This is a genomic window from Psychromarinibacter sp. S121, assembly GCF_049801035.1.
Classification (GTDB): Bacteria; Pseudomonadota; Alphaproteobacteria; order Rhodobacterales; family Rhodobacteraceae; genus Psychromarinibacter.
The window spans coordinates 1,021,131-1,033,401 of the sequence record NZ_JBNAGE010000001.1; the positions used below are offsets into that span (position 1 = coordinate 1,021,131).

Sequence of the window (12,271 nt, forward strand, 5' to 3'; positions counted from 1 at the left end):
CCCGGGTGGCCCCTAGTAATCCCGCTCGAAGTAGATGCCGATCCCGGTGTCGCCGTCCGAGGTCACGCGGCCGCGGGCGGTGACCGAGGGGGTGATCTGCAGGTTCAGTTCCACCTCGGTCTCGCCGGAGGAATCCACCGTCACGTCGGAATAAAGGCGGTCGCTCAGGTATTTGCCCGCCGTGACTTCGGCGGTGCCGTCGGCGCCGGTGGTGACGTCGAGGTCGTCGAGACCCACGTTGGTGCGCAGGCGTCCGACGATGCCCTCGCCACCGCCGCCCGCCAGCGTGCGGACCGCGAGCGCAAGCTGGACCGCCTGCAGCGCCGAGATTTCCTCGATCCCGCGCTCGAACAGAAGGCGTGCGAGCACCTCTTCCTCGGGGAGTTCGGGTTGCGAGGTGACCACGAGGTCGGGGTTCGAGGCGAAGCCCTCGATCACGATCTGAACGGTGATATCGCCCGAGGTGGTCGCCGCGACGAGCCGGACGTAGGGGTCGAAGTTGCCCTGCAATTGCAGGCTGCCTTCGGTCAGGCTGAGCCGTTCGCCAAGGATGTCGAGCCGGCCGCGGATCAGCTCGAACGACCCTTCGGTGAAGATGCTGTTGGTGGTGCCGCCCAGTCTCAGCTGGCCGCCCATCTCGGCGTCGAGGCCGCGGCCGCGGATGAAGATCTGCTGCGGCGCGCGGATCACGATGTTCAGCCCATAGCCGGGGCCGGACGCGCCGCCGCCGCTGCTGTCACCCATGTCGCGCAGCAGGCCGGCGCGGTCGCGGGTGCGGCGCACGTCGGCGGGCTCGTTGATGTGGACGAGGCTGGGCAGGCTGCCCGAGGACAGTCCGCCGGTGTTCGGGATGCGCACCTCGACCGCGTCCAGCGTCATGTCGCCCGAGATGTTCGCGCCGCCGGTCAGGCCGCCGTCGATGCCGACGTTGCCCGAGACGGTCGTTTCATAGAAGCCCGGTTCTGCCACCACGACGCGTTGCAGCGAGATCGCGAGATTGGCGTTGAAGGGGGCGCTCAGGCTGATCGGTCCCGATGCGGTGATCCGCCCGCCGTTCGACACGCCGGTGTCGGCGGTGACGTTGACGCTGCCGCCGCCAAGCTGTGCGGTCACGTTCAGCGGTGTGAGGCGGATGCGCAGCGAGGGCAGGGTGACGCCCGCTCCGTTGGCGCTGACGGTGCCCGACAGCGAGTTCAGAGCCAGCGGGCCGTTCAGGTTCAGGTTGAACCGGGCCAGGCCGTCGACCAGCCGGGGCGCGATGAAGCCGTTGGCGAGTTCCAGGGGCGCGTTGCCGTTGATCGACAGGTTCGCGGTCGAGAAGTCCTGCGCGAAGCTGCCCGCGGTGGTGGCGGACATGCCGCCCGGACCGGTCAGCGACGTGTCGATCTGCCAGCCGTTGCCCGACGAGGACAGGGTGCCGGTCGCGGTGGCGGGGCCGTTGATGCCGGGCGCCAGCAGGCCGACATTGGCAAGCCGCAGGTCGTAGCGACCCGAACCGCCGTCGGGGCTGCCCTCTCCCGAGACCTCGGCGCTTAGCTGCGGGTTCTCGAAGGTGGCGCGTTCGATGGTCAGCACGCCCTCGGCATCGCGGGCGACCGCGAGGTTCAGCAGGCTGGTGCCGGCCAGCAGCGGATCCGCCGCCGAGATGCCCGAGCGCAGGCCGGTGCCGGTGGCGGAGACGTCCGCATCGAAGGTCAGGTCTGTCAGGTCGCCGTCGGCGCTGGCGTCCAGCGTCAGCGCGCCGCCGAGGTTGAGGTTGGCGATGGCGCCGAAGGGCGCGAGCGAGGCGATGTCGGCGTTCACGTCGGCGCTGAACGGTCCGGGCTGGCCGTCGACCAGCGTCAGCGCCGCGAGGATGTCGCCCTCGGTCTCGCCGGGACCGGTCAGGTCGGCGTCAAGGTTCACGTCGTCGCCGTCGCGGGTCAGTTGGCCGCTGAGCCCGATGGCGCCGGTCAGGCCCTGCGCCACTGCGCCGGCGCTGGCCAGTTGCACGTCGAACCGGACGTCGGCGGTGGTGGGGGCGACCGAGCCCTCGACCATGGCCATCAGCTGATCGCTTTCGAACCGGGCGCGGTCGAAGGTCAGGACGCCCGCCGCGTCGCGGTTCACCGCCACATCCAGCTCGCTTGCGCCGCCGATCAGCGGGTCGACGGCGGTGATGCCGGTGGCGAGGTTGTCGCCTTCCGCGTTCAGCGTCGCGGAAAGGCTCATGTCCGACAGATCGCCCTCGGCGCCGAAGCGCAGCGACAGGCCGCCGGACAGGTCCATGTTGGCGAGGCTGGCGAAGGGGGCGAGGCTGCCGATCTCGGCATCGCCGCTGGCGCGGAACGGGCCGGGGCCGTCGTCGCCCAGCGTGACCTCGGCGGTGATGTCGCCGCCGGTGTCGCCGGGGGCCGAGAAGCCGCCGTCGAGCCGGAAGTCCTGTCCGTCGCGGGTCAGGGTGCCATCCAGCGTCGCCGGGCCGCTCAGGTTGTCGAGGATCAGGGCCACGTCGACCAGCCGCGCGTCGAAATCGATGGCGCCGGTCTGGCCGTCGATGGTGCCGTCGAGGTCGGCGGTCACCTGATCGTTTTCGAAACTGGTGTCGCGGAAGCTGATCGTGCCGTCGGCGTCGCGGGTCAGGTCGATGGCCAGCGTGCTGGTGCCGGCCATCAGCGTGTCCGCCACGTCGCTGCCGATGCGGATGTCCGAAGCGGTGCCGTTGACGCTGGCCTCGAAGCTCATGTCCGAAAGGTCGCCGCGGCCCGCCAGCGTGACGTTGGCGGCGCCGTTCAGGTCGGCGCCCGCGATCTCGGCATAGGCGGACAGGTCGGCGATGGCGATGTCGGCGATGCCGTTGACCGGGCCGGGTTCGCCGTCGGGAAGCGAGATGTTGGCGTCGATGTCGGCGCGCACGCCGCCGGGCGCTTCGAGGTTGGTGGTCAGCGTCCAGTCCTCGCCCACCTGCACCGCGGTGCCGGTCAGCGAGACGGGGCCGTCCAGCCCTTCGGCGACGATGCCCGCTTCGCGCAGGTTCAGGGCGAACTGCGCCTGGCTGTCGCCGGTGGCGAGGTCGGCGGTGGCGGTCAGTTCGGTCTCGGGCGTGGTGATGCCGAAGTCGGTCAGGCGGGTGCCGTCCTGGTCGCGGGTGATCTGGCCCTGCAACTGTCCGTCGCCGCCGATCAGCGGGTCGACCAAGGCGTTGCCGATGGCCAGATCGCCGGTGCTGCCGCCCAGCGTCAGGTCGAAGCTGCCGCTGAGCGGCTCGATTTCGCCGCTGACGGACAGGTCTGCCGAGCCGCTGAGGTCGATCCCCGCCAGCGCGGCAAAGCGCGACAGGTCTCCGGCGCGCAGGCCGACGCGGCCGAGGATTTCCAGCCCCAGCCCTTCTTCGGGCAGATCGAGCGTGGCGTCGCCGCTAAGCACGGTGTCGCCCGCGGTCAGGTCCAGCCCGGTGAAGCGCAGGGTCTGACCCTCGACGAAGTCGAACCCAAGCGCGCCGGTCACGGTCTCGCCGACCGCTTCCTGCAACGCGGGGTCGGGCAGGGCGATGGCGTCGACGTCCAAAGCCATCTGGCCGGTTACCTCGCCGATGGCGTTGCCTTCACCGCGGACGATGCCGCCCTGTCCGGTCAGCGCGGCGCGGCCGATCTCGATCCCGTCGCGGCGGAAGCCGTCGGCGGTCAGCGAGGCGGTCCACGTGTCGCCATCGGTGCTGTCGAAGTCGATGGCGAGTTCGACGTCGCGCACCCATGTCTCGGGGCCGGTCAGGGGCAGCAGCACCTCGTCGCCCTCGGGCGGGGTGATCGCGCCGGTGATGTCGATCCGGACGGGCCAGCTGTCGCTGTCCAGTTGCACCGCGCCGTTCAGCACGAGCGACTGCGTTTCGACGTCCAGTTGTTCAAGGTCGAGACCGCCTTCGCCCAGCAGGGTGCCGTTGACGGTCAGGGCCACGCTGTTGCCGAGAAAGTCCTGATAATCCGGCAGGAACAGCGGCGCGAGATCGCCCGAAAGGTCAAGGCCAAAGCGGCGGTCGGTGGCGCCTTCGCCGTCCTCCGCGCCGAACGCGCCAAGGGTCGCGGTGCCGCTCAGGCGTTCCTCGCCGTCGGTCAGCAGCAGGATGTCGGCGTTGAAGTCGTCGGCCGAGCCGTCGCCCTGCACGGTGAGGTCGACCGAGGGTTCGCCCGGCAGGCCGATCAGGCTGGCCGCGATGCCGCCGGGACCTTCGCGGAACGACAGGTCGAGGTTCAGCGCGCCGGTCGCGTTGGAGTAGGACCCGGCAATCGAGATGTCCCCTTCGGGGCCGTCGAGACGGGTGATCTGCAGGTCGGTCGTGCCTTCGCCACCGGCAAGGCTGGCGCTGCCGTCCAGCGTGATCGCGACGTCTTCGCCCAGAAGCGGTGCGCCCAGTTCGGCGCGCTCGATCGCAAGGGTGGCGATGTCGATGGAGACGGGCAGTTCCGGCAGGGCGAAAGGCGTGGCCTCGGGCGAGGGAAGATCGTCGGAGGTGCCGCTGTCGGGCACCCGTTCGATGACCAGCCGTTCGGCGGAAAGCTCGTTGATGTTGACCCGGCCGCGCAGGATGGCGGCGCGGTTCCAGTTCAGCACCGCGCCTTCCAGCCGCAGCCAGACGCCGTCCGCGTCGGCGATGGTCAGGCTTTCCAGCGTCGCGTTGGACGACAGCGCGCCCCGGAAGCCCTCGATCCGGACTTCGCGGCCCGCGCCGGACAGATTGTCTTCGATGAAGGCCTGAAGGATGCCGCGGTCGCGTTCCTCTTCCTCGGCGGGAGCGTCCGGGACGCTGTCCGGGCCGGCCTGTGCAAGAAGCTGACCCGGCAGGGCCAGCATGAGAATCAACAGGATGTGGCGCATTAGAATGCCTGCCCGATACCGATGTAGATCTGGACACCGTCGCCGGTGTCGCCGCTGGTGGGATAGGCCACGTCAAGCCGGATCGGCCCGATGCCCGTCATGTAGCGCAGACCGAGCCCCGCGCCGGAATGCCACTCGCCGCTGCCGTCGTAGAATTCCTCGGCGCCGATGTAACCGGCGTCGGCGAAAGCGACGAGGCCGATGGTGTCGGTGACATGGGTCCGCAACTCGGCCGAGAGGCCAAGGAAGCTGCGGCCGCCCAGCGTGTCGCCGCCGCCGATGTCGACGTTCAGCGACTGGTAGGGATGGCCGCGCACGGTGCCCGAACCGCCCGAGTAGAACAGCATGTCGGGGTGCGTGCCGGTGATGCTGGACCCGGCGATGGAGCCGAATTGCAGCCGCCCCGCAAGCACCACGCGTTTCTCATCGCCAAAACCGTAATAGCCGCGCGCGTCGCCATAGGTGCGCACGCCGCTCTCGGTGTCGTTCAGACCGGCGAAGGGGGTGATGTCGAGGTTGATGAAGAAGCCCTGCCGCGGATCCAGCGCATTGTCGCGGCGGTCGTAGGTGGCGCTGATGGGCAGCTTCAGAAGCGAGAATTTCCGTTCTCCCAGCGCGTCTTTCGTCTCGGAGTAGAAGTAGGCGATAGAGGCGTCGAGCTGGAAATTGCCGCCGACGCGGCGGGTGATGCCGAAGCCGATCTCGACCTGATCGGATTCGTAATCCGCCTCGTCCAGCAGTTCCAGCGTGCCATAGGTGAAGGCGGTGGTTTCGGGGCCGATGGGCGCGGGCACGGTCAGGCGGCCGCCAAGGGTGTAGTCGGTGCCGCTGGTGCCGCTGCCGATGTTCGCCACCTCGGCGTCAAAGCGCAGGCGCTCGGCGCCGCCGAAGATGTTGCGGTGCAGCCAGAAGGCCGTGACCTTGCCACCGTCGAGCGAGGACACCTCAGCGCCCACGCCGATCCGCCGCCGCTTGGCGTCGTCCAGCGTCAGCAGCATGTCCATCTCGCCGTCCGCGCTGAGCGTCTCGGCCTCTTCAAGCGACACGGCCTTCCACGCACCGGCGCGGCGCAGGCGGTCGGCGACGCGCTTGGCCTCCTCGGGCGAAAAGGGATCGCCGCGATCCAGCCCGGCGATCCGGCGGATCGCCTCGGCCCGGACGCGGCTTTCGCTTTGGATCACCAGCCGCCCGAACTTGACCGGCGGGCCGGGGTTCAGCGCGATGACGCTGTCCAGCGTGGCGTTGTCGTGATCCGCGACGACACGTTCGCCCGCGACCTCGACCTTGGCATAGCTCGCATCGCGCCAGCCGTCCGAGGCGGCGTCGACGGCGCTGCGCACCACCGGGGCCTTCGCGGGCTCGCCGGGGGCGAATTCGTCGGGGATCTCGGTGCCGGGGGCAAGCGGGCCGATCCGGGCGTCGCCAAAGCGGAAGGGCCGCCCCGGACGCACGTTGATCGCGACCTCGTTGATCCGGTCGGGCGCCCGCAGCAGGGGGGTCGACGCAGCCTCGCGCCCGTCCACGTAAATGTTGATGACGCCGCCGTAATACCCTTCGGCGTACAGTACATCGAGAAGGCGGGCATAGTCGGACAGCGCCGAAGCGAACACGTTGTCGGCCTCGGTCCGTCCCTCGGTCTTCGCGGCGACCACCAGGGACGCGCTTACGATCGCGTCCTGAAGGTCTTTGTCGTTGCCTTCCACGTGGATCCGGATGCGATCCAAGGCTTGTGCACTGGTTGTCAGGAAGAGCCCGGCCAGCGTCGCCGCCGCAAGCTTTCCGAAATACCCGACGACGTCGGTTGTCACGCTACTGCCCCCTTACATCTCCGCAAAATCCGGAGTGCCCCGAGGCTATCCGCCATTCCAGCGGTCATCTACCACAAATAGCCTGCGGGGCGGCTTTTCGGACTAGATAGGCGGCGTATGGCCGAAGTCACGCGTGATTTTCGGGCAGGTTTTCCTGAGTGTCCGCAGGGGGTTCCGGAGTGGCATTCAATTCTTCGCGAATTTCGGCGTCGCTTGCGGCAAGCACCGCCGTCTCGGGGGTTGCATTCTTCGCCATAGGCGTCGCCGAGAAGGACTGCTTCGCCTCGGTCGGCACGGCAGAGCGGGTGCGAATCCGGTAGACTGCGAACAGGATCAGGACGATATGCGACGCGATTGAAGTGGCGAACAATCCCGAAGGTCCGATCTGTGACATTCCCACGCCGGCAACCAGCGGGCCGGCGATTCCCCCGAATCCGAACACCATCAGAAGACCGCCCGAAACCTGGATCGCGGTGCCCTCTGCGGCGTGGTCGTTCGCATGGGCAAGGATCACCGGATACATCGAGAAGATCGCCGCGCCGAAGGCCGCCGACAGGGCGAGGTTGATCGCCTGGTTGTCGGGCTGAAGCAGGATGAAGGCCAGCTCGGTCCCCGCCGCGGCGACCGCCAGCCCGACCAGCACCCAGCGCCGGTCGGTGCGGTCCGACAGGTAGCCCACCGGCACCTGCGCAACCGCGCCCGCGAGAACGGGAAGCGAGGCGAACAAGGCGATGGAGGTCAGGCCCAGCCCCACGCGCTCGGCATAGACTGCGCTAAGCGTGCCGAAGGCGCTGTTGGAGATGCCGACGAGGAACACGCCGAACAGCGCCACCGGTGAATTGCGCCACAGCCCGCGCAGGTCGATCTTCACGTTGACCAGCGGCTTGGGCGAGGCGCTGGACGAGATCGCGGTGGGCACCAGCGCCATGCAGTAGAAAATCGCGCCCAGTACGAAGAAGAAGAACCCCCGCGTGTCGCCCAGCGTCAGCACCATCTGGCCGGCGGTGGACGAGAACAGGTTGACCATCGTGTAGATGCCGAACACCCGGCCGCGCTCGGAGGGGGCGGCGCGCTCGCTCAGCCAGCTTTCCACGATCATCGCGGCGCCCGCGAAGCAGAAGCCCGAGATCGCGCGAAGCGGCACCCAGGCCCAGGGCGACAGCATTAGCAGCGAGGCGAGAATCGAGATCGCCGCCAGCGCCGCCATCACGCCGAAGGACCGGATGTGACCCACCCGGGACACCAGCCCCGGCGTCGCAAGGCAGCCCGAGACATAGCCGATCGCCCAGCCGGTGCCGAGCAGACCCAGCGAGAAGCTCGAGAACCCTTCCGCCGTGCCGCGCACGGGCAGGATCAGCCCGTTGACCCCGCCGGCGAACAGCAGGAAGGCGGACCCCAGAAGAAGGGCGGAGATCGGTAGGAACTGGCGCATCGGGGCTCCGGCGGTATCTGGACGCGGGCCCCAGCATAGGGGCTCGGTCCCGGCATTTCACGGTCGACTTGCCCTCGCTTACCATCGGCGGCGGCGGTCGTCTGCCCTGACATTGGGCGCGCGCGGAAATTTGCGGCCTGCCGCAGATACCCGGTTTCCAAAAGCGAAATCCCATGGTTAGCTGCCCGCAAAAGCCAGTCGAAAGCTACCAGGGAGGAACCCAGATGCCGACAGTTTCCATGACGGTGAACGGCAAGCCCACGACAGCCGAGGCCGAGGGCCGGACGCTTCTCGTCGAATTTCTGCGCGGGCCTCTGGGCCTGACAGGAACGCATGTCGGTTGCGATACGTCCCAGTGCGGCGCCTGCGTCGTGCACGTCAACGGCGAGGCCGTGAAGGCCTGCACCATGTTCGCGGCCGAGGCCGAGGGCGCCGATGTCCAGACCATCGAAGGCATGGCGAATGCCGATGGCTCGCTGGGTGTGATCCAGCAGGCGTTCCAGGATCATCACGGGCTTCAGTGCGGGTTCTGCACGCCCGGCATGGTGATGTCCGCCGCCGCGCTGCTGAAGGAAAACCCCAAGCCGACCGAGACCGAGATCCGCGACTATCTCGAGGGCAACATCTGCCGCTGCACGGGCTACCACAACATCGTCAAGGCGATCATGGCGGCCTCGGGGCAGGACGTGACGGCCATCGCCGCCGAATAGGCGGCGACCGCGACACGGTGCTGTCACGCACTCTTCCGCGCCGCCCGCCGGGCGTCGCGGGGGCCACGCAGAGGAGGCGGGGCCCGCAGCATACCCAAGGCACATAACGCGGCGCGTCTGCGGACGCTTTGCACCCCAGGGAGGAGATCAAGATGCCGAAGGATCATGGCATTGGTGCCGCCAACAAGCGGCGCGAGGACGTCCGGTTCCTGACCGGGAAGGGACGTTACACTGACGACATCAACATCAACGGACAGGCCTACGTTCACTTCCTGCGCTCGGACGTGGCGCATGGCAAGCTGACGAAGGTCGACACCTCGGCCGCCGAGGCGGCGCCGGGCGTCCTGCGGGTGTTCACCGGCAAGGACTTCGAAGGCATCGGCGGACTGCCCTGCGGCTGGCAGGTGACCGACCGGCACGGCAACCCGATGCAAGAGCCGGCGCACCCGGTGCTGGCGCAGGGCAAGGTGCGCCACGTGGGCGACGCCATCGCCGCCGTGGTGGCCGAAAGCTATGCGCAGGCGCGGGACGCGGCCGAACTGATCGAGGTCGATATCGAGGAGTTGCCCGCCGTCATCGACATGAAGGCGGCTTTGGCCGACGGCGCGCCCAAGGTGCATGACGACCTGACCTCGAACCTGTGTTACGACTGGGGCTTCGTCGAGGAAAACCGCGAGGCGGTGGATCAGGCGATCAAGGGCGCGCATCACGTCACCACGCTGGAACTGGTGAACCAGCGCCTTGTCGCGAACCCGATGGAGCCGCGCGTGGCGGTAGGGGACTATGCGTCTCACAGCGACGAGTCGACGCTGTACACCACCAGCCAGAACCCGCATGTGATCCGCCTGCTGATGGGCGCCTTCGTGCTGGGCATCCCCGAGCACAAGCTGCGCGTCGTCGCGCCGGATGTGGGCGGCGGCTTTGGCTCGAAGATCTTCCACTATGCCGAGGAAGCCTTCTGCACTTTCGCCGCCAAGCAGTTGAAACGCCCGGTGAAATGGACGTCGAGCCGGTCCGAGGCCTTCATGACCGACGCCCATGGCCGCGACCACGTCACCAAGATCGAACTGGCGATGGACGAGCAGGGCAACTTCTTGGCGCTGCGCACCGACACCCACGCCAACATGGGCGCGTATCTGTCGACCTTCTCGACCAGCGTCCCGACGTGGCTGCATGGCACGCTGATGGCGGGGAACTACAAGACGCCGCTGATCTACGTGAACGTGAAAGCGGTGTTCACCAACACGGTGCCGGTCGACGCCTATCGCGGCGCGGGCCGTCCCGAGGCGACGTTCCAGCTGGAGCGGGTGATCGACAAGGCGGCGCGCGAGATGGGGATCGACCCGGTCGAACTGCGCCGGAAGAACTTCGTCACCGAGTTTCCCTATGCCACGCCGGTCGCGGTGGAATACGACACCGGCGACTACAACGCGACGCTGGACAAGGCTTTGGAGCTGGCCGACGTGTCGGGCTTCGACGCACGGGCCGCCGAGAGCGCGAAGAACGGCAAGTGGCGCGGGCTGGGCATGAACTGCTATATCGAGGCCTGCGGCATCGCTCCGTCGGCCTTGGTGGGGCAGCTGGGCGCGCGGGCGGGTCTGTACGAATCCGCCACTGTCCGGGTCAACGCCACCGGCGGTCTGGTCGTGATGACCGGCAGCCACAGCCACGGGCAGGGGCACGAGACCGCCTTCCCGCAGGTGATCGCCGAGATGATCGGTATCGATGAAAGCCAGGTCGAGATCGTGCATGGCGACACCGCCAACACGCCGATGGGCATGGGCACCTACGGCTCGCGCTCGCTGGCGGTGGGCGGGTCCGCGATGGTGCGGGCGACCGAGAAGATCATCGCCAAGGCGAAGAAGATCGCGGCGCACCTGATGGAAGCCTCGGCGGATGACGTCGAACTGAAGGACGGCGCGTTCTCGGTCGCGGGCACCGACAAGTCGGTGGCGTGGGGCGACGTCTGCCTTGCCGCCTATGTGCCGCACAACTATCCGCTGGACGAGATCGAGCCGGGGCTGGAGGAAACCGCGTTCTACGACCCGGCCAACTTCACCTATCCGGCGGGCGCCTACATCTGCGAGGTCGAAGTCGATCCGGACACCGGGAAGGTGACGGTCGAGCGCTTCACCGCTGCCGACGATTTCGGCAACGTGGTCAACCCGATGATCGTCGAAGGTCAGGTTCACGGCGGTCTTGCGCAGGGCATCGGGCAGGCGCTGCTGGAGAATTGCGTCTACGACGAGAACGGCCAGTTGGTGTCCGCGTCCTTCATGGACTACGCCATGCCGCGCGCGGCCGACCTGCCGAATTTCTCGGTCGATCATTCGTGCCAGACGCCCTGCACCCACAACCCGCTTGGGGTGAAGGGCTGCGGCGAGGCCGGGGCGATCGGGTCTCCGCCTGCGCTGGTCAATGCGGTGGTGGACGCGCTTCAGAGAAACGGTAAGGATGTGAAGCATATCGACATGCCGCTGTCGCCGGCTCGGGTCTGGGCGGCGATGAACGGCTGACCCCTCCGGCGGTGTCCCACGTGGCCGCCGCCGGTTGCGCGAAATTGGACCAAGATGAAGACCAGCGGGTCTTCGCAAGGAGAAATGAGATGTACGACTTCGAACTGGTGAAACCAACGACGGTCGAAGAAGCGGTCGCGGCGCTGTCCGGCGACGAGGCGCAGCCCCTTGGCGGCGGCCAGACCCTGATCCCGACGATGAAGCAGCGTCTGGCGATGCCGGGCACGCTGGTGTCGACCTCGGGTATCGCGTCGATGAAGGGCGTCAGCGCTTCGGGCGGCGTTCTGACCGTTGGAGGTGCGACCACCCATGGCACCGTGGCCGCCGAGGCTGCGTCGAGCTATCCGGCGCTGGCGGCTTTGGCTGGCGGCATCGGCGACCCGGCGGTGCGCAACCGTGGCACGGTGGGCGGCAGCCTGGCCAACAACGACCCGGCGGCGTGCTATCCGGCTGGCCTGCTTGGCTCGGGCGGCGTGGTGGTGACCAACACGCGCGAGATCGCGGCGGACGACTTCTTTCAGGGCATGTTCACCACGGCGCTGGAAGAGGGCGAACTGATCACGGCGGTCAAGTTCAACATCCCCGAGAAGGCGGCCTATGCCAAGTTCGCGCAGCCCGCGTCGCGGTTCCCGCTGACGGCGGCCTTCGTGGCGAAGACCTCGGACGGGGTGCGGGTGGCGATCACCGGCGCGTCGGAAGAGGGCGTGTTCCGCTGGACCGAGGCGGAAGAGGCGCTGTCGTCGAACTTCTCGGCGGGCGCGGTTGACGGGCTGTCGGTCGATGCCGATGGCATGATCGGCGACATCCACGGCACCCCGGCCTACCGCGCGCATCTGGTGAAGGTGATGACCAAGCGGGCCGTCACCGCCGCCGGGTAAGCCCTGCCTTCAGATGAATGAAAATGGCCCGTCAGCAAAAGCCGGCGGGCCGTTTTGTGTCTCATGTAGGCCGCGC

At 68.1% G+C, this 12,271-nt stretch carries 6 protein-coding genes; 3 read left to right on the forward strand and 3 right to left on the reverse strand.

The window, feature by feature from the left end; genetic code table 11:
• Positions 1 to 12: 12 nt before the first annotated feature.
• From ACP156_RS04955 to ACP156_RS04965, 3 genes are all read right to left on the reverse strand, one after another.
• Positions 13 to 4,851, reverse strand: coding sequence for a translocation/assembly module TamB domain-containing protein (locus ACP156_RS04955; RefSeq protein ID WP_425050196.1), 4,839 nt, complete (start codon positions 4,849 to 4,851; stop codon positions 13 to 15).
• Positions 4,851 to 6,659: an autotransporter assembly complex protein TamA gene (locus ACP156_RS04960; protein ID WP_425050197.1), complete on the reverse strand. Its 1,809-nt coding sequence runs from the start codon at positions 6,657 to 6,659 to the stop codon at positions 4,851 to 4,853. The genes ACP156_RS04955 and ACP156_RS04960 overlap by 1 nt, the downstream gene beginning before the upstream one ends.
• 127 nt (positions 6,660 to 6,786) lie before the next feature.
• Positions 6,787 to 8,091 carry an MFS transporter gene (locus ACP156_RS04965; RefSeq protein ID WP_425050198.1) on the reverse strand — a complete coding sequence of 435 codons (1,305 nt, stop codon included), beginning with the start codon at positions 8,089 to 8,091 and terminating at the stop codon, positions 6,787 to 6,789.
• 224 nt (positions 8,092 to 8,315) lie between these two features.
• On the opposite strand from ACP156_RS04965, the gene ACP156_RS04970 reads away from it, so the two are divergent.
• From ACP156_RS04970 to ACP156_RS04980, 3 genes are all read left to right on the forward strand, one after another.
• Positions 8,316 to 8,801 carry a (2Fe-2S)-binding protein gene (locus tag ACP156_RS04970; protein ID WP_425050199.1) on the forward strand — a complete coding sequence of 162 codons (486 nt, stop codon included), beginning with the start codon at positions 8,316 to 8,318 and terminating at the stop codon, positions 8,799 to 8,801.
• Between the two features lie 152 nt (positions 8,802 to 8,953).
• On the forward strand, positions 8,954 to 11,317 hold the full coding sequence (locus ACP156_RS04975; protein WP_425050200.1) for a xanthine dehydrogenase family protein molybdopterin-binding subunit: 2,364 nt from the start codon (positions 8,954 to 8,956) through the stop codon (positions 11,315 to 11,317).
• An 89-nt stretch (positions 11,318 to 11,406) separates the two neighbouring features.
• Positions 11,407 to 12,195 (forward strand): FAD binding domain-containing protein, encoded by a 789-nt coding sequence (locus ACP156_RS04980; RefSeq protein ID WP_425050201.1) that lies wholly within the window; start codon positions 11,407 to 11,409, stop codon positions 12,193 to 12,195.
• The last annotated feature ends 76 nt before the right edge of the window (positions 12,196 to 12,271 follow it).